Source organism: Planctomycetia bacterium, assembly GCA_016795155.1.
Classification (GTDB): Bacteria; Planctomycetota; Planctomycetia; order Gemmatales; family HRBIN36; genus JAEUIE01.
In genome coordinates this window covers 1-18,139 of the sequence record JAEUIE010000036.1, presented here as the reverse complement: position 1 = coordinate 18,139, position 18,139 = coordinate 1, and the positions used below count along the sequence as shown (strand labels likewise).

The window sequence follows — 18,139 nt, the reverse complement described above, 5'->3', positions numbered from 1 at the left end:
ACTGAAACTGGGGGAAAGTATGTCAATCTGGTTCAGTAACAGGAGCCATCCTGGCGGACATCGTTATGTCTTTGCCCTGATGTTGCTATGCCTGTTGCTGCCTGGATCTATCTTTGCCACCGATATTCCTTCCTGGCTGCCTCATTATCACATTGATCTGAAACTCGATCTCGCCCGCAAACGACTGTGGGGCGTTTCCAAAATCACTTTCTTCAATCGCCACGAACGGCCAGCTACCGAACTGGTCTTCAATGCCTATTCTCGTTTCAAAATTCCTGAAGAAGACAGTGTGTTGCTGGCCAAGACTCTGGAATTGCTCCGTTCTAATCCCAGCGATGGCATCGACTGGCAAGGAGAGCGGCTGCAAGTACAGGCGGTCAGCACCGCAGATGCTCGTGGAGTCATGCGTCCTACACCGTTTCAGTGGCGTAAGGACATGCATACTGCTCTGCAGGTATCCATCCCCACTTCGGTGAAAAAAGGGGAAAGCGTAACCGTTGAGATTCATTTTACGCTCGATCTGCCCGATAAAGAAGGCCGTTGGGGCCATCGCGATGGCGTAACTTATTTGACACATGCCTTGCCCGCATTGGCTTACTACGACGAACAAGGCTGGCAGCCTACGCCATTCGTTGCCTGGCATCAGCCCTTCTTTCAGGAAGCAGGCATTTACAATGTCAAACTGACACTGCCTGAAGACCAGAAAGTAGCCTGTACCGGCAGAATCCTGGCAGAAAGCCCGCTGGGCGATGGCACCAAGCTCGTGAACATTGCCAGTTGCTGTGCACGTGAATTTTCCTTCGTTTGCTCCAACCGGTTTAAGGAATGGTCGCAGCAGGTGGAACAAACCCGCGTGCGAGTACTCGCATTACCCGAACATGGCGAGATGGCGCAACGTTGTCTTGAAGTAGCGTGCCATGCCATCCCGCTTTACAATAAATGGTTCGGCCCCTACCCTTTTGGGGATTTCTGCATTGCTGAAAGCCACTTTGCCTGGAATGGCAACGAGTGCTCCGGCCTGGTCATGATCGACAGCCGGGTGATGAAGCTCTCACCGCTCATGTCACGCTATATCGATCACCTCATCAGCCATGAAACGCTGCATCAGTGGTGGTACAACATCGTCGGCACCAATGGCTACAAAGAAACGTTCATGGATGAAGCGGTAGCCTGCTATTACACCGCCAAAGTGATGCAGAAAAAGTTTGGACGTAACTCCAAGTTGCTGCAGTACCCCGTTGGCCAGGATTGGTTGCCTAACGTCAAACATGAAGATTACCGTTACTACGGCTTGTACGGTACCATAGCCCGTAAGGAAGAAACCGCCACGGTTCAGGAAATGGAGAAGTTTGGCAACGTCATCACCCTCTTCAGCATGACCTATGATCGCGGCGCCAAGATCTTCAACATGATTGAAGAGCGTATTGGCGAAGAGGCTCTCTTTGATTTCATGCGATTGCTTTATGCCAAATATCAATTCCGCATCCTCTTCGTTGCAGATTTTCAACGCGAACTGGAAACCTACACAGGCCGCAGCTGGAAAGAATTTTTTGATCGCTGGTTGTACGGCGTGGGCGGCAGCGACTGGTCAATGGGCACGGTGACACTCGAAAAACCGGCAGAAAAAGGTTCGTATCGAGCACGTATCAGCCTGAAGCAACTGGCCGAATTCACAGAACCAACCTATCTGGGAATCAGGTTCAAAGGGGACAAAGGCTATTCAGTCCGAATCCCAGTCAGGCCAGGCGAATCACTACCTGGACAATTACTGCCTGGTGATGTGAAGTCCAACACATCCTCAACACAATTTGCATCGTGGACTTTGCCTTCCCCACTCGATACTGCTGCCTTCGCCCAGGCTAACGGTCTGGTTCCTTTGCAGTATGAAACAGACAAAGATGGCAAGGGAATGACTATTGTAGTCGATCTGCCCAGCGAGCCTGAGCAGATAACGGTCGATCCTGATCAGGTTCAACTCGACAAGAACCCTGCCAACAATCACTGGAAACTGGAACCGGAAATCCGTCTCACACCATTGCTGACACCATTGGACGAAACGGATTTGACCACTTCCTACGACCGCTGGAATATTATGGCTGGCCCCTGGCTGGGGCTCAATCGTCCCCAGTTTGGTCAACGGGCTTATGCCGGTGTGCGAGGCGATCTCTACCGGCTGCAGACATTTCAGGGAGGCGGCTATGTCGCCTGGGACGCCTACGACATGGATTTGAAAGCGGGAGCTGATGCCATCTTCCAGCGATTTCCACTGCCGAACATGGAAGTAGGTGCCCAGTACGATCATAGTCTGACGCAGGACTGGGCCGATTTGACTCGCGATCGAGCACGCCTCTATGGTCGCTACATTATTCATGAAACACCCAGCCTCTATCTCAACCCGGTCGAATACATCGAAACTTACGCCCGCATGGAGTCGGTTGCATCAGGATCAGGTGAAGGTCGCTACGTCCCACCCGGTGTGGAAAGTTACAATAACCAGGCTGGAGTGGGCATTCGCTGGTATCGCAACTTCCTGACTCCCTACTGGGATCCTGAAGGCGGTTACCGCATCGACATCAACCTTGAACATGGCTTGCCTATTTATGGCACCTACACCTGGTATGAACGCATGCAGGGTGAGTTTGCGTTCGTCAAAGCCATGCCCGAAGGAATGGGGTATCTATCGGAAACCCGCTGGGCCTTTCGTGCCTGGGGCGCCAAGGGCTGGCCTGAGAATGGCTACCACTTCCAGTTGGGTGGCCCCAATCTGGTGCGCGGCTTGGCTCGCAATGACCGCGAAGGCGATACCGCCTGGGTAGGTAGCATAGAATGGCGACTGCCGCTCTGGCGCAATGCTGAGGCAGACTTCCTTTATCGCATCGGTGAACTGCAAAATCTCTATGCAGTAGCATTTTATGACGTCGGTGATATGTATCTGAACGGTTCTTCCAATGGCGGCGTGGTTCATTCTCTGGGTGCAGGCTTACGCTTTGACCTGGCCTGGCTAGGGTTCATCGAACGTACCACTATTCGTCTGGATGTTGCCAAGGCGGTTAATCAGGAACAACCGGTACAATTCTGGTTTGGCCTGCAGCATGCGTTCTGAGCCATCGTTTGTAATAGTATCTGTCCCCTATAAACGGCACACTCTTCCTTATTTTTCTTGCCCCCCCTGCCTATTTCCCCTTTGTTCAACAATTAGATAGGGTAAAATAGTTATCTAGTATTGTGGCAAGTTACCGCGCGCGGGGAGCGGAGACCGTCTACCATGACGATTACACAGATTGTGCTGGCAAGCTTGAACATCATCGTGGCAATCGCCATGTTCTACCTGGCTGGGCAGAGCGCCTATGCCCGGCAAGCCTGGACGGCACACGTTCGCGGGCTTGAGAGATTGCGTGATGGTGTTACCACTGCAGATTGGATGAAGGAACTCCGTCCGGAACAACTGGAAGTGTTGCGAAACCGGATATCAGTAAACGAAAATACTCTCAATACGCTTGAACCTGCAGATCGGCAGGCCATTCTAGCCCGCTTCCGCGGACAGGTTGATTCCGAACAATTCAAAAGCGATGAAGCCATCCGACAGGAAATTGCTTCGTTGTTCTGGAACACCGGACTGCGGACGGTGTCAAAAAAAGACGGGGAAAACAAAAGCTATACCGTCACCGAGCAGAAAAGCATCAGTCCCGGCAAACTACTCGACATCAACAATCCCGAGAATGCTGATATCCAGAACCTGGCTAAAAAACTGGGCCCTATTGGATTCAGCAAACTGGTTCGAGCTGCCGCACAACATCAGTATCCACAATTGGAACTCGATGTTCGCGAAGCAGCTGCCAAGCTTTATTTTGCCCGTGCCCGGCTGGCTGATGCCCAGAAACAGAAAGATCGCGTGAAATCTGAAGTCGATGAACTCTCCAAGCGACGCGACATCGAAAAAGAATTGCTCCGCCAGGCTGAATTTGAAAACCTGGAACGTCGTCGAGAAATCACCAAGCTGGAAGCAGACGTCGAAGAAGCCGCTGCTGCTCTTACCGTCGCTCTGGGCCGTGAAGCAGATCGCAAGCGACTCTTCGACGAAATCAAGCAGAAAACGACCAACACTGTTGACAACAGCGACAAGCTGGTCAATGCCATCAAAGGCAAAGAAGACAAGTAAGCAACCGATATCGCCTCAGGAAAGTTACTTATGCTTACCTCATTCGGCAAAATCATGGTCTACGTTTCGGTGATACTCAGTATCGCCGGCCTGGGTGTTTCACTCTGGGCAGTAGCAGATAAAACCGATTATAAGAACTATACCCAAGCTCTGAACAATGAGATTGGTAAGAATAACGCTGCCCGCCAGCTGGAAATGGATCAGCTCAAGCTGGTACTTGACAGGGTAGCCGCTCGCAACACCAACATACCCCGTGGCCCCGATGAAATGGCGGCCAACAAAGACAAAACCATTACCGAAGCACTGAAAGAAGCAGACGATATCGAACAGCAACTGAAGAAGATTTTTGATGAGCAGCAGGTAGATATCACCGCCCGTATTAATTTGATCAATGAAATGCAGTCGCTGCGGGAAAAACTCCGACTGGAAAAAGAAACCGGCAATGCACTTCGATTGATCATGTACCCTGATCAGGCTCAGATTCGTGAAGGCAAACGCAGTTTCCGCGATACCATCGCCTCGCTGCAGGTTGCCAGGGAAGAAGTAGAGAAACGAACGGAGGCCATGCAGCCTGACCTGTACAATGCTGCAATCCGATTGCAGAACCTCCAGCAACGACTGAAGGGATTGGAAGATCGCGCCAAGGAATTAGGCATTCAATAATCTGTAAAACACGATTGACGTAAATTTCCCGCATCGTGTAATGTGGGTAATCTGGGATACAGTGGGGGAATATTGCATCCCAGACATTTGAAGTAAAGCTGCAAGCTGGATGAACCTTTAAGCATAGGGCTTGACACAGTTTGACAAGCTTGGCATAGCAAGGCTGATTTTGTGTGAGGCCAATAGGCCACCAGGGGGACGATTGTCATGACGATTATTGGAAAGATTCTGACCTTCCTCATCTTCGTCTTCAGCTTGCTCTTCTTAGGCTTTGCCATCATCATTAACAACACGAATAAGGACCCTCGTACCAAGCAGAGCTGGTACGAACGCGTCAAGGTGATGGAAGTTGCAGAAAAGAATTTCCGCGAAGACCTTCTGGCCAAGGAACAGGAGTTGACCTCGCTCCGCTCCCAGATTGTGGCCGCCGCCAGGGAACTGGCTGAAACCAAAGCACGTATCGAAACAGAACGATCAGAATTGAATAGCAAAGTCAGCGTGGCTGAAAATGCCATGAACAATGCGATCACCAAGTTTCAGCAATCGCAGGTCGTCATTGCCACCATCCAGGCTGACATCGAGAAGAAAACCAAGGAAAACCTTGATTTGTCAGACCGCATCAAGCAGCTCGATATCAAGCTTGCGGATCTGAATCAGAAGAACACCACAGAAAAGAATCTTCGGATCGCTGCTCAGATTGAACGTGATACCACCAAAGCACGCCTGACCGAAAACGAAGCTGAAATCACACGACTGGCTCGTGAAATCGAAACTATCCGTGATCAAAGGAGCAATGTTCCTGGTCCCGGTAATCTGGCGAAGCCCCAGCCTCCACCAGTGGATGTTCAGGGTGTGGTCACAGCAGTTACTTCCGATGGCGCTTACATCAGCATCAACAAGGGTAGCGATCATGGCCTGGCCAAGAGCCAGACTCTGGAAGTCTATCGGCTGTCTCCCAAGCCTGAATGGGTAGCCCGCATTCGCATCATGCAGGTCAGCAATCACGAAGCTGTCGGAATGATCGTTGAACCACAAAATCGTAAACCTACTGTCCTTAAAGGCGATCAGGTCGGAAGCAGCATACTTCCCACCAGTCTGGGACGTTAATCCGAAACACTGGCTGGTAAACAGGGGAAAATTTCCATGGCAACGGCAAAACCCACCAACGATTCCTATACCGTACTTCTGACGATCTCACTGGTCGCCATGATCGTCTCGTGCGTATTGCTGTACTACGATATCAAGAGATATCCATCGGTCACTCCTCCTTCCAGTGGAGCGGGTATTGCACGATAATTGCTTATCGAACAAGCAAAAGCCCACGGACCTGAGTCCGTGGGCTTTTCTTTTCCTGATAATTTCAAACGATTTCATTTCTTGACAGTGAACATAAGCGGCTCCATTCCTTCCGATACTTCTGCAGTCAAAATTCCACCATTGTCAAAGTAACTTCGAGGTACTTTTTTGTAGAAATCTGCTCCCTGACCATCTGGTGCTACAACTTGCACGGTATATTTCCCCACCCCTGCACCGTTCCTGCCGGTGTGATGAATAACTTTGAAACCACCTGATTCGTCAGTGATTCCAGTTGCGGTACCCATGTTGCCAACTGCTGGATTGAAGATGAGTCGCGTTCCACCAGGCAGTGGCTTTCCATCCTGAAACACAATCTTCCCCTCTACGGGAACAATTCTGGCCTGATTCGCTGACCCGCAACCCGACAAGCAGCAAGCCAGGATAAGCAGTATTAGTATATGGAAGTTTCTCATTGACCTATCTCGTCTTTCGATGAATGAAGAATGTCTCCCGCAAACGCGAGAGACACCAAGTAGTTGAATTGAACGTTGATACTGATTCAGTTATTCCATGTCGTAGTTTTCACCACCGTTGCGAGTTCCCATGGAATAAACAACACGCAAAGACGTGGTTTCACTAACGAATGCAACGTGACCATCAAGGAACACTGCATTGGCGCCACCTGGATGGAAGCTGAACCATTCATTGTTGGGACCGTTATCGTGGTAAACCCATGGATTGCTGGGCGGGCCACCTATCGGAGTACGGTTGTTGTTGATTACTTTGGAACAGCCTGAGGTATTGTCAGGTTCACCCCAGCGCCAGTGACGTCGTCCAAGGTTGTCAACTGGATCAAGATAGCTGTTGGGTGGAAAGGCCAAGGCCAAAGGATCCTGCCACATGCGCTGGTTACGGCCAGCATCTTCGTACAGAATAATGGAATTACTGCTGCCGTCAGCATTCACCGTGTCAGTAATCCTGGCAGCTCCATGGAAGAGGTTGATGGTAGCGCCGATTACACTGGATGGCTTCAGTTGATAACTTTTGGCGGGCGATACATCAGGAGCGCCTGGCGAGTACATCTGATAGTGATCTGCCGGGTACGCTGATGAAGTAATGGCTGAGTTATAACGACCAGCTGGCAAGCCCGTGATCGTTGCATTGGCAGCACTGATTTCAACATAAGGCAGGAACGCATAGTCGGAATGTCCATACCCTTGCGCATCACGCACTTCATCACGATATCCCTGGGAAGGGCACAGAAAGGTCTTGATCACAGCGCCAAATCCGCCACCTTGTGCTGCGATGCTGGCATTGACTCCTTCATTGTGTCGTAATTTCAGGTCGATTTGCTTATAAATGTTATCTGCTTCAATATATGGCAGCAGCATGGTCTGTGGGCTGTGGAAACACTGTGTTTTGTAAGTGGTTCCACCAAAAGTCGCAAGATGTTCTCCACTACGGGGCAATTTGTTGTAATCATTGTGGAAATTGTGTGCACCAATAACAATCTGGCGCATCTGTGACTGACAAATCATTTTGTTGGCTGCTTCACGCACTTTCTGGATAGCTGGCAGCAGGAGCGCCATCAACAACGAAATAATCGCAATAACTACCAGCAGTTCAATCAAGGTGAACGCTGTTCTTCGAGATGCTTGTCGCATCGGTACTCCTCCCGAAGTGGTTTCCAACCTGGCGACAGACCTTCCATCGCCTTTGTCTGGGGAAACGTCCCTGGATGTGAGGCATAGATTAAACATGGAAAAAGTGGACGGCGCGAAAGCATCGCAAAGAATTCGTGAATGTCGTGAACACACTGGCTCGATTGCTGCAAATCACAACCTATACTTCACTTACAACCAGAATGACTTTGTCTTCATCTCCAGCTTTCATGGCCTTGACTGTAGCATTTGCAGCAATTCGCCATTAGAATGCACTATTCAACCGGAATTAATCCCTTGGCAGATACCATGTCCAAAGATCCGAACAACATCGTTAGTCCCGCTGGCGAAGCACTGACACCCAACGTTGAAGTAAAAAAGGAAGAACCAGAAGTCAACAAACTCTTCCGGATGGTCATGAAGTACCAGGGGTCTGACTTGCACCTGAAGGTGGGCCTGCCCCCGATGATGCGTCTCCATGGCGTGATCCGCCGCATGGAAATGCGTCCTTTGACCCAAGAAGACATGGAACGGTTGTTTTTCCCAGTGATGAAGGAACACTATATACAGACGCTGAAAGAGACTGGTGGAGCTGATTTTGCCTACATTGTGGGTGATGATGAATGCCGTTTTCGTGTTAATTTGTTCTATCAGCGAGGAAAACTATCCCTGGTCGCACGACGTGTTTCCGGCAATGTGCCCTCGTTTGAAAAACTGGGGCTTGTCATACCCGATCACGACAAGATTCGCAAGGAAGGCGAACCTTCTGTTTTTGAAAAACTCTGTATGCTGGATCAGGGCCTCGTTCTGCTGGCAGGTGTGACGGGCTCCGGAAAGTCGACCACGATTGCTGCGATGTTGAACTTCATCAATCGTCGTGAACCCGTAAACATTGTCACCCTGGAAGATCCCATTGAATATGTCTTCACCGACGATAAAGCCATTATCCACCAGCGTGAAGTTTACCTCGATGTGAAGGATTGGCCAACCGGTTTGAAACATGCGGTGCGACAGGATCCTGATATCATCCTGGTGGGTGAAATGCGTGACCGGGAAACCTTTGAAGCAGCCATCAATGCTGCTGAAACAGGCCACCTGGTCTTTGGTACCATCCACGCCTCTTCGGGCCCTTCCACTCTTGGTCGTATTCTCGACTTGTTCCCCGCCGATATGCACCATGCGATTCGCCAGGCGCTGGCATTTAATCTGAAAGCGGTTATCTGTCAGAAACTGCTGCCTTGCATCAAAGAGGGCAAAGGCCGCGTACCGACGGTGGAAGTCATGCTTGTCAACCCGATCATCCGCGAACTGATCATCAAAGAGAAGGACAAGCAGATTGCCGATGCCATCCGCATTTGTGCCAATGAAGGCATGTGTGATTTCAACGATCATCTACGTCAATTGGTGCTGGCTGGCGAAATCGATAAGTCGGTTGCCCTGGAAGTGGCCCCCAATGCCGAAGCCCTCAAGATGGCGCTCAAGGGTATCAAGGTCATGCAGGCAGGCTTCGTGAGTTAACATGCTTCTGGGCATCATTTCCGATACGCACAATCGCCTGGAACGGACGGCAAAGGCAGTACATCAACTGCAGGATGCAGGTATCGAAACATTGATCCATTGCGGGGATATCAGTCATCCTGATATCCTCGCGCTTTTTACAGGCTGGCCTACTTATTTCGTAATGGGCAACAACGATGATGATGCCGAGCTCAGGCATGCCTTAACACTGATGAACCATCTCAACTATCTGCACCGAGGCGACATCATCGAGCTGGCCGGCAAACGCATCGCAATCACACACGGCCATCTATATCGGGAAATGCAGGCGCTGATGATGCAAGAGCCCGATTATATGCTTTCCGGGCATACTCACGTTGCTCACGATGAACTAACGCGGAATATACGCTGTATTAATCCGGGGGCATTGCATCGTGCTTCGGAATACAGCGTTGCAACCCTAAATCTGCTTACGAACCAGTTGCAATTTCTGCCAGTTCGCGGGTAGTGCCTTGCTGCAATGCATCGACTTCAGACTCTTCGGGCATGCCAGGTCCATCGTCCAATTGCAATGGTATCCGCAGGGTGAAAGTAGTCCCCTGCCCCAGGGTACTTTGCAGCGTCAGATCTCCACCCAGCAGCTTGGCAAGTTCTTTCGAAATAGATAACCCCAGACCGCTGCCCCCCTGCTCCCTGGTCAACACCTGGCTCGTCTGTCTGAACTTCTCGAACACTGCTTCCTGATCTTCTGGTGCAATGCCAACACCCGTGTCAATAACTTTGACTATCAGGTCATTCTCCTCGTCGGTTACCACCATCTGGATACGGCCACCTTCGGGCGTAAATTTAACAGCATTGGATAACAGGTTCCACAGAATCTGACGCAGCTTTTGTGAATCCTGCTTGACATGGGGCAATGTTTCCTGCACATCACAGTCGAGTACCAGTCTTTTGCTTTCAGCCTGCTGCCGGAAAATGGTCGCTACACTCTCACACAAATCCCTGACATTGAATTCCTGTACATTTACCTGCATCTTGCCTGCTTCAATCTTCGCCAGTTCCAGAACATCGTTGAGAAGATTCAACAGATGCTTGCCGCTGCTGTGAATATTCTCGATCCATTTGCGCTGCTTGTCTGTCAGTGCAGCATTGTTAAGTAGTTCACTGAACCCGATGATGACGGAAAGTGGCGTGCGAAGTTCATGACTCATGGTCGCCAGAAAGTCGCCCTTGAGCTGATTAGCTGTATGCAGCGCCAGATTCGCTTGAGCAAGATCATCTACTGATCGATTGAGATCGGTATTCAGCTTACGCAGTTCATCTTCCTTATCCATCAGGCTGCGCAACATGCGGTTGTAGGCATGGGAGAGATCTTCAAATTCATCGCCTGTCAGAATCTCGCTGCGGATATTCAGCTTGCCCGAAGCAATGGCATCACTGACATCTTTCAGATGCTTCACCGGCTTGACAATCACATAGCGAATAATCAGCCAGCTTCCTGCAGACAGCAGTAATGCTGAAATCAACGCTGTCGTTATCAGAATGGCAATATTGATATGAACCCGGTCAGTAAATTCCCTGGCAGGAATACTGACTCGCACCACCCCCATCAAGGCTCCCATTTGCTCGACCTTGGGATCGACCGTACGATGACACGACATGCATGCCGTTTCAGCACGGAGTGCCAGTCGGTATTCGTATCTATCATTCACAAATGCCGAAGTGTGCCTTAAGGCGGATGCTTCCTGAGCCTGAAAGTATGAAAATATTTTTGTTTCATCTTCCTGTGTAGATTTCCTGGTAATGATTGCTGTGTTGAGCAGCGAATCGGGTGGAATGTAAATATCAGGAATCTGCTCAATTAACCCGATGAGTTCATTGGGAATTCCTTTTTTGAGATGTGCCTGCATGAGTGCCTGGGTTGCAGCCAGCCGACTTGCGGTTTCAGCCTGCTCATAAGCCAACCCTGCCGTGCTCCAGCCATACCAGAGAAAGCTGCCGGTGATGAGCAGCAGCGTCGCCAACCCGAACAGCAAGCGGCACTTGCGTTCGAGATTGGTTTCACCCATCAATCGTTTGAGCGTACGATATGACATCTTCTCAGGATAACAGAGACAGGCCACTCACGGCAATGCCCATCATCAGAGGTGCCAGTGAACTGCGAGAATTACTACACTACTAAAGTTATCAAAAGGAAGGTGTTATGAGTCATTCCCTGTCTGGTCATGTCGCCCTCATCACCGGTGCCTCGCGTGGTCTTGGCGCATCCATTGCCAGCAAATTGGCAGCAGCCGGCGCCAGGGTAGTTGTCAACTACTTTGCCAGCCCCGAAAAAGCAGAAAAGCTGGTTGCCAGCATTAAGCAGGTGGGTGGACAGGCCATCGCTCTTGGCGGTGATGCACGTTCCGAGAAGGACATTCAGCGAATCGTCGCAGAAACTGAAAAGGCCTTTGGCCCCATTGATATTCTGGTCCCCAACGGTACTGGCCCTCAGCCCTTTATCAAAATTGAAGACCTCACCTGGCAGGCGTGCCTCGATCAACTGGAATTCTTTGTCAAAAGCCCCCTGCTCCTGCTGCAGGCAACCCTACCCGCCATGAAGAAGAAACGCTGGGGTCGTGTTATCAACATCGGTTCGGAAGTCTTCGAAAAAGGAGTACCTGAGTTTTCACAATATGTTGCGGCCAAGGGTGCTCAACTTGGTTTGACCCGCTCCTGGGCAATGGAACTCGCCAAATTCAATATCACGGTCAACCTGGTTGCACCCGGCTGGATTCCCACCGAACGACATGCCAACGAACCGCAGGAATTGAAAGACCAGTATGCCAAAGCTGTTCCCATGGGACATATGGGCGTGCCGGATGATATTGGCGATGCAGTGACTTTCCTGGCCAGTGATGCAGCCAAGTTCATCACCGGACAGAAACTCTCGGTCAATGGTGGCAACACACTCGAGTAATCCTCATTCCACGATGAATCGATTTGCTATTCTATTTCAGTTTCCAGACCGTTGCATCATCAGTGCAGTCATGGTGCTGATGACAATCACGCCTGCTGACGCAGGTATACATGTCCGTGGTGAAAATCTTGCTCCGGTTGTTTCGCCTGCCGATTTCGCAAAGCAGCTACGGCACCTGCGGGGATATGGCCCTCCTGATGTCACCATGAAAGGCGTCCCCACGCCACATCGCACTCAATTTCTTGAAAAGGTCCGCCTACTGCGAGCCAATCCGCAACTGACACCTGATGAACAGGCTGACCTGGGTGGGTATTTGCTTTACTTGAAACAGGTTAATCCACGCATCCCGGCATTTGAAGAAGCTGTTCAGGTGCTGGAACCCGCAGCTCGAGCCAACCCGCGCCACTTTGCTCTCGCTGCCAACCTGGGAACTGCATATCAGCTGACCGGTAAACTCGATGCTGCTGAACGACTATTGCAATCCGCGGTTGATCTGGCTCCTGAAGATAAACGTGAAATGGAAGAACTTCACCTTCGCCTGGTGCAACGTCGATTGCGGGAAAACCTGCCCCGAGGCGCCCAGCCCGATCTCGATTTGCTCTTTGGCAGAGCGGCTGCTCCATTTCGGTTTGTCGACCAGTCGGGACAATGGCACTACGGCAAACTGGCTCCGGTTGAAGTGCAGAAACTTCCACAACAATCGCCACAGACTGCCACGAAGCAGATCGAACAATTGCTGGTCTGGCTGCCTGATGATGGCAGACTGCATTGGCAACTGGCAGAATGGTTCATGGTTATACAGCAACAGCCTTTTGCCCTGGAGTTGTACAAGGATTCGGTTGACACTTTTCGACTGTCGCATCCTCAATTGAAACAGCGTCGTGCCCTGGTGCAGGAAGCCATGTACTGGAAGTCGCTAAAAGACCGCTGGGGAACTTCCAAACCTCCTGAAGCCTGGCTGGCTCAATCGCTGGGGCAATCCATAGCTGCAGCCATCAATAGTAACAGTGAACCTCTTCAGTTGATGAATATCGCGTCAGCTCTTCCGCCCCGCAAACAGGCCAGTGACCTTTTTGCTGGTGGTGACAACATTGGCGATGTGCCTGAAAAGCCGGCAAAACCATTCGAGATTCAGCCCTGGCATTGGGCTCTGATTGCCTTGGGCGTTATTCTCGCCATTGCCATGCTGTATTGGCAATTTTCGGAATGGTATCGCACTCTCTCCAAACCACGGCGTACCTGATGCAACCTACCTTTGTTCGCTATCGTGTGCTTGGCCTCATGTGCAGCCTGGCCATGATTACGTATCTCGACCGGGCTCTCAATGGCAACGCCAAGAAGCCAGTGATGGAGGCAGTCGGGTACGAAGAGAAGGATTACTTTCTCCTGCTTGTTGCATTCCAGGTTGCCTATGCCTTGTTCGAAATTCCCGGAGGCTGGCTGGGGGATACCTACGGCCCGCGCAAGACACTGCTCCGCATCGTAGTGTTCTGGTCGTTCTTTCTGGGATTGATGGCACTCGCAGGGCTACCTCTTTTAGGAACCGGCATCAGCATCGGTTTCTGGGCCTTGGTAGTCATCCAGTTTCTCTTTGGTGCTGGCGAAGCCGGTGCGTTTCCGAACATTTCCAAAGCGCTATACCACTGGTTTCCTGCTTCGCAAAGAGCATTCGTTCAGGGTATGGTCTGGTTCTCTTCGCGCCTGATGGGTGGCTTGACTCCATTTATCTGGATCTTCATGACCGTTGCCCTGGGCCTCGATTGGCGACTCACCATTGCCATCTTTGCTGCTCTAGGCGTACTCTGGGTGGGTATCTTTTATGCTACTTTCAAGAACAAACCTGCTGAGCATCTCGGTACCAATGCAGCAGAACAAGAACTGATTCAGCAAGGCAAGAAGCAATCCTCAGGAGGACATACTGCCGTTCCGTGGAAGCATCTGTTCAGTCAGCCAAATTTGTGGTTTCTCTGTGGCATGTACTTCTGTACCAACTTCGGCTGGTATTTCTTGATGTACTTCCTGCCCACCCTGATGAAGCAGAGTTTCGGTGTGCAGGCCAGCACCAGTGTAGGCTACCAGCTGGGCGTGGCACTCATGACGGGTGGTCCATTCCTGCTGGGTGGCATCGCCTGTATCTGGGGTGGTTCTCTTTCGGATAAATACATTCGACGAACTGGTAACAGGGCATGGGGCCGCAAGCTGTTTGGTATGCTCGGCTTTGCTGGGTGCAGCCTGGCCTATGTAGCTGCTATCCTCAATCAATCCAATCCCTACATTCTGATAGGTTGCCTGACATTGGTCGGTTTCAGCAATGATCTGACGATGGGGCCAGCCTGGGCTACCACTCAAGACATTGGCAAACGCTATGCAGCCATCGTCGCGGGTTGCATGAACATGATCGGCAACCTGGGCGGTGCATTGAGTAATTTCCTCACCGGTTTGATCATCAGTCACTACACGCTGGCGGGTGGCAAGGTGGAAGCACAAGGCTATACCTGGTGCATGACCATGTATGCAGTGATCTTCGGGATAGGTGTTATTTTCTGGTATCTGGTCGATGCCGAAAAGCCCCTGGCCGATGACTAACTGCAAGTGGGTTTTTCTCAGAACTTCCCGCAGTATTTGGGGTTACAATGTCCATAGAGAAAACCCTGGCCTCGCCTGCTTCGAGGTAATCATGAAGAACTATTTCATACGCTCACTGAGCTTGACCTGCCTGCTGGCACTTTCCTCCAGCATGCTGTTTGCCGACGACAGTGCAAAAACCAGCAAATCTGCGTCGACCGATAAGAACTACGGCAAGAAACTCGAAAAAGTCGATGTTATTCCTCAAGAATGGAAGGATTCCAAAGCCAGCAAGCTCATCCCTTCCGATATCGATTCAATTCTCAATAAACTTCAGTCGCAGGAAGGACTGAAGTTGGCAGCACGTACCACAGATGAACAATTCATCCGCCGGGTGTATCTTGATCTGGCTGGCAAACTTCCCGAACCTTCCCAGATCAAGCAGTTTGTCAATGACAAAAATAAGAGCAAACGCAGCGAGCTGATCGATCAGTTGCTCGCCAGTGATGATTTCAACAAGCACTGGGCCAGATACTGGCGTGACGTTGTTTCCATGCGTTCCACCGAAATCCGTACCAAAGCCAATGAACCCAAGTTCGAAGCCTGGCTGGCGGACTCCATGCGGAAGAATACTTCCTGGATCGACATGACCAAGGAAATGATCACTGCTTCCGGGGAAATCCGCTACGGCCCCGGAAGCGACACTGCTTCCAAGAAAGATTCTGGCGCTGGCTACTTCCTTTTGACCCACCTGGGGGCTGAAGCCAATGTCGAGCGTGCCTCGGATACGGCTCGCGTCTTCATGGGCATTCAGATTCAATGTGCCCAATGCCACGATCATCCCAACGATATCTGGAAACGGGAACAGTTCCATGAATTGACAGCTTTCTTCGCTCGCACCAAGGACCGCCCGGTACGCGAAGAAAACCGCATTGTCGGGTTCACTATCTTCGCCTCCATCGTAGGTGAATATCGCATGCCCGATAAGGATGATCCCAAGAAAACTCACCTGACACAGCCAAAGTTTCTGACTGGTGAAAAGCCACCTCGCGGACTGGATGATGCTGAACGTCGTGGCATGTTGGCCAAGTACGTCACTTCAGAAAACAACTACTGGTTCTATGCCAACATGGTGAATCGCCTGTGGGGCGATTTGATGGGTCAGTCTTTCTACAACCCCGTTGATAACATGGGGCCACTGATGGAAGCAACTTATCCGGAAGTACTGCTCAAGTTATCACAACATTTCAAACTGACAGGTACCGACATTCGTGATCTCTATCGCCTGATCATGAATTCCGAAACCTATCAGCGCCAGGTCAGGCTGGGCGATACTGCCGACCAGCACATTCATTTTGCAGGCAACTACCCTTCCCGCCTGTCAGCCGATGAAATATGGAATGCACTCAATGGTGCCTTGGGAAATCTGCAACAGCCCTTGCAGCGTCCCGGGTTCGGCAAGAATCCGCCCGCCAAGGCAGTTGGCCCGGCTGAACGACTCGCCAGACGCTTTGGCTTCGAAGGAGTTTTCAAGGGTATCTTTGCCTATGATCCCAACAGCAAGCAGGATGAAATCGAATCAAGCATCGCCCAGGCATTGATGCTGATGAATAATCCCACTATTCAGGGACGTGTTCGAGCAACACCTGAAAGCACCCTCGGCAAGATTCTCAAAACGCACACCAGCGATAAGGATGCTGTTCAAGCTCTCTACCTGAGAGTTCTCGCTCGCACACCCACCGCACGCGAAGAACGAATTAGTCTCGATTACATCAAACGGCTCGGCAAACACCAGGATGCTTACGAAGATCTCTTCTGGGCACTCCTCAACTCGGCTGAATTCCAGACCAAACGCTAAATCTTCATTCCGATCACAGGATGAATTCCATGCTGACGCATAACCTAAATCTTCGTGTATCTCGACATGGTGATCTGACACACCGCAGACACTTCATCAAGCAGGTTGCACTGGGCACCACCGCACTCGGCGGGCTCTCCTGGATGGATCAGGTACGGGCTGCTGCTCCCGAATTGCGGAAAAAAGGTATGTCCTGCATTCTGCTGTTTATGCGTGGCGGCCCTTCACAGTTTGAAACGTTTGATCCCAAGCCCAACACCAAAACGGGTGGCCCCACGGAAGCCATTTCCACTGCGGTTTCCGGCATACAGATTGCCAAGGGTTGGGAACGCACCGCTAAGCTGATGAATGAGCTGGCTATTATCCGATCCATGACCAGTAAGGAGGGCAACCATCCCCGAGCCGTGTACCAGATGCACACCAGCTATGTTCCTTCAGGTAGCATCAAGTATCCGAGCCTGGGTAGCATGGTGGCCAGCGAAATTGCTGACCCCACGTTTGATCTCCCTCACTATGTCAATATCGGTGGTGGAGGCGGGCAGGATGTTGCAGGCCTGGGTTCAGGTTTCCTCGGTATGAGCTACGCCCCGTTTATGGTGCCCGATCCCAACCGGCTGCCCCAAAACGTGGAACTCCCCACCGGTGTCGATGGCAAACGTCTCAATCGCCGACTGGGTTTGATGGATGCACTCAGTAAAGACTTTGCCAGCCAAGGCGGTCAGGCCCGTGTGGTTGATCAGAAAGCCATTTATCAATCCGCTTCCAACATGATTCTTTCTCCCAAGCTGGCTTCATTTGATCTCAGCAAGGAAAAAGACACGGTTCGCGAACGGTACGGTAAAACCAACTTCGGCCAGGGATGCCTGCTTGCTCGCAAGCTCGTGGAAACCGGTGTCACGTTTGTTGAAGTCAGTCATGGCAACTGGGATACCCACGATGACAACTTCACCAAAACCAGTCGCCTGTCGGCAGAAGTGGATCAGGGCATGTCGGCTCTGATCAGCGATCTGAAAGATCGAGGTATGCTGGAGAAAACTCTGGTCATCTGGATGGGTGAATTCGGCCGTACCCCCAACATTAATGCCCGAACCGGCCGCGATCATTATCCCCGCGCCTTCAACGTGATGCTGGGTGGTGGCGGCATCAAAGGTGGACAGGTGATCGGCAGCACGAGTGCCGATGGCCGCGATGTCAAAGATCGCCCTGTTTCGGTGACTGATCTTTTCTGCTCGTTCTACCAGGCCTTGCAGATCAACCCACGCAAGGAAAACATGAGCGGCGTGGGCCGGCCCATCAAGATTGTCGATGGCGGCACCGTGGTCAAAGAACTGTTTGCTTAAGTATTGGCGGAGTGGCACCGACATTTCTGCCGGTCTACACAGACACACTAATATTCCTAAAACGACACAACCCCCGAAGATTCCGGGGGTTGCATCGAGTGGACAGAGCCGGGCTTGAACCGGCGACCTAAGGATTTTCAG

15 protein-coding genes are annotated in these 18,139 nt (G+C 51.2%); 12 read left to right on the top strand and 3 right to left on the bottom strand.

Annotated features, from left to right (window positions below; genetic code table 11):
* Positions 1–19 precede the first annotated feature (19 nt).
* The 5 genes from JNJ77_13635 to JNJ77_13615 all read left to right on the top strand — a co-directional run bounded on the left by JNJ77_13635 (position 20) and on the right by JNJ77_13615 (position 6,118).
* A complete protein-coding gene (locus tag JNJ77_13635; protein ID MBL8823626.1) occupies positions 20–3,103 on the top strand; it encodes a BamA/TamA family outer membrane protein in 3,084 nt (1,027 codons plus the stop codon).
* 162 nt (positions 3,104–3,265) lie between these two features.
* Positions 3,266–4,159 (top strand): hypothetical protein, encoded by an 894-nt coding sequence (locus JNJ77_13630; protein MBL8823625.1) that lies wholly within the window; start codon positions 3,266–3,268, stop codon positions 4,157–4,159.
* Between the two features lie 30 nt (positions 4,160–4,189).
* Positions 4,190–4,822 (top strand): hypothetical protein, encoded by a 633-nt coding sequence (locus JNJ77_13625; GenBank protein MBL8823624.1) that lies wholly within the window; start codon positions 4,190–4,192, stop codon positions 4,820–4,822.
* 207 nt (positions 4,823–5,029) lie between these two features.
* Complete coding sequence (locus JNJ77_13620; protein MBL8823623.1) at positions 5,030–5,929, top strand: hypothetical protein; 900 nt, start codon at positions 5,030–5,032, stop codon at positions 5,927–5,929.
* A 36-nt stretch (positions 5,930–5,965) separates the two neighbouring features.
* Entirely contained in the window at positions 5,966–6,118 is a 153-nt protein-coding gene (locus tag JNJ77_13615; GenBank protein MBL8823622.1) for a hypothetical protein, read from the top strand.
* Between the two features lie 74 nt (positions 6,119–6,192).
* Here JNJ77_13615 and JNJ77_13610 read toward each other — a convergent pair whose 3' ends face one another.
* Together JNJ77_13610 and JNJ77_13605 are read right to left on the bottom strand one after the other, a co-directional pair.
* The gene (locus JNJ77_13610) at positions 6,193–6,489 is read right to left on the bottom strand and encodes a hypothetical protein (GenBank protein MBL8823621.1); all 297 of its coding nucleotides are present in this window, start codon (positions 6,487–6,489) and stop codon (positions 6,193–6,195) included.
* 192 nt (positions 6,490–6,681) lie between these two features.
* Positions 6,682–7,782, bottom strand: a complete 1,101-nt coding sequence (locus tag JNJ77_13605; GenBank protein ID MBL8823620.1) for a DUF1559 domain-containing protein — start codon at positions 7,780–7,782, stop codon at positions 6,682–6,684.
* A gap of 306 nt (positions 7,783–8,088) precedes the next feature.
* Between JNJ77_13605 and JNJ77_13600 the strand changes: the two genes are divergently transcribed.
* Together JNJ77_13600 and JNJ77_13595 are read left to right on the top strand one after the other, a co-directional pair.
* Positions 8,089–9,297 carry a PilT/PilU family type 4a pilus ATPase gene (locus JNJ77_13600; protein ID MBL8823619.1) on the top strand — a complete coding sequence of 403 codons (1,209 nt, stop codon included), beginning with the start codon at positions 8,089–8,091 and terminating at the stop codon, positions 9,295–9,297.
* A gap of 1 nt (position 9,298) precedes the next feature.
* Positions 9,299–9,784 (top strand): YfcE family phosphodiesterase, encoded by a 486-nt coding sequence (locus tag JNJ77_13595; GenBank protein ID MBL8823618.1) that lies wholly within the window; start codon positions 9,299–9,301, stop codon positions 9,782–9,784.
* Here the strand turns inward: JNJ77_13595 and JNJ77_13590 are convergent.
* Positions 9,747–11,345: a HAMP domain-containing protein gene (locus JNJ77_13590; GenBank protein MBL8823617.1), complete on the bottom strand. Its 1,599-nt coding sequence runs from the start codon at positions 11,343–11,345 to the stop codon at positions 9,747–9,749. The two genes, JNJ77_13595 and JNJ77_13590, sit on opposite strands and share 38 nt — an antisense overlap.
* A 134-nt stretch (positions 11,346–11,479) precedes the next feature.
* Between JNJ77_13590 and JNJ77_13585 the strand changes: the two genes are divergently transcribed.
* From JNJ77_13585 to JNJ77_13565, 5 genes are all read left to right on the top strand, one after another.
* Entirely contained in the window at positions 11,480–12,235 is a 756-nt protein-coding gene (locus tag JNJ77_13585; GenBank protein ID MBL8823616.1) for an SDR family oxidoreductase, read from the top strand.
* Positions 12,236–12,248: 13 nt separating this feature from the next.
* Entirely contained in the window at positions 12,249–13,478 is a 1,230-nt protein-coding gene (locus JNJ77_13580) for a tetratricopeptide repeat protein (protein MBL8823615.1), read from the top strand.
* Positions 13,478–14,821, top strand: a complete 1,344-nt coding sequence (locus JNJ77_13575) for an MFS transporter (protein ID MBL8823614.1) — start codon at positions 13,478–13,480, stop codon at positions 14,819–14,821. The genes JNJ77_13580 and JNJ77_13575 overlap by 1 nt, the downstream gene beginning before the upstream one ends.
* Before the next feature lie 91 nt (positions 14,822–14,912).
* Positions 14,913–16,658, top strand: coding sequence for a DUF1549 domain-containing protein (locus JNJ77_13570; protein ID MBL8823613.1), 1,746 nt, complete (start codon positions 14,913–14,915; stop codon positions 16,656–16,658).
* A gap of 29 nt (positions 16,659–16,687) precedes the next feature.
* Entirely contained in the window at positions 16,688–17,998 is a 1,311-nt protein-coding gene (locus JNJ77_13565) for a DUF1501 domain-containing protein (protein MBL8823612.1), read from the top strand.
* Positions 17,999–18,139: the final 141 nt, after the last annotated feature.

What these genes read in the sequence shown, in the direction of transcription:
- JNJ77_13605 (MBL8823620.1), bottom strand. Translation starts at nt 7,782, where the DNA reads ATGCGACAAGCATCTCGAAGAACAGCGTTCACCTTGATTGAACTGCTG.
- JNJ77_13585 (MBL8823616.1), top strand. Translation starts at nt 11,480, where the DNA reads ATGAGTCATTCCCTGTCTGGTCATGTCGCCCTCATCACCGGTGCCTCG.
- JNJ77_13635 (MBL8823626.1), top strand. Translation starts at nt 20, where the DNA reads ATGTCAATCTGGTTCAGTAACAGGAGCCATCCTGGCGGACATCGTTAT.
- JNJ77_13600 (MBL8823619.1), top strand. Translation starts at nt 8,089, where the DNA reads ATGTCCAAAGATCCGAACAACATCGTTAGTCCCGCTGGCGAAGCACTG.
- JNJ77_13630 (MBL8823625.1), top strand. Translation starts at nt 3,266, where the DNA reads ATGACGATTACACAGATTGTGCTGGCAAGCTTGAACATCATCGTGGCA.
- JNJ77_13595 (MBL8823618.1), top strand. Translation starts at nt 9,299, where the DNA reads ATGCTTCTGGGCATCATTTCCGATACGCACAATCGCCTGGAACGGACG.
- JNJ77_13575 (MBL8823614.1), top strand. Translation starts at nt 13,478, where the DNA reads ATGCAACCTACCTTTGTTCGCTATCGTGTGCTTGGCCTCATGTGCAGC.
- JNJ77_13565 (MBL8823612.1), top strand. Translation starts at nt 16,688, where the DNA reads ATGCTGACGCATAACCTAAATCTTCGTGTATCTCGACATGGTGATCTG.
- JNJ77_13590 (MBL8823617.1), bottom strand. Translation starts at nt 11,345, where the DNA reads ATGGGTGAAACCAATCTCGAACGCAAGTGCCGCTTGCTGTTCGGGTTG.
- JNJ77_13620 (MBL8823623.1), top strand. Translation starts at nt 5,030, where the DNA reads ATGACGATTATTGGAAAGATTCTGACCTTCCTCATCTTCGTCTTCAGC.
- JNJ77_13570 (MBL8823613.1), top strand. Translation starts at nt 14,913, where the DNA reads ATGAAGAACTATTTCATACGCTCACTGAGCTTGACCTGCCTGCTGGCA.
- JNJ77_13625 (MBL8823624.1), top strand. Translation starts at nt 4,190, where the DNA reads ATGCTTACCTCATTCGGCAAAATCATGGTCTACGTTTCGGTGATACTC.
- JNJ77_13580 (MBL8823615.1), top strand. Translation starts at nt 12,249, where the DNA reads ATGAATCGATTTGCTATTCTATTTCAGTTTCCAGACCGTTGCATCATC.
- JNJ77_13615 (MBL8823622.1), top strand. Translation starts at nt 5,966, where the DNA reads ATGGCAACGGCAAAACCCACCAACGATTCCTATACCGTACTTCTGACG.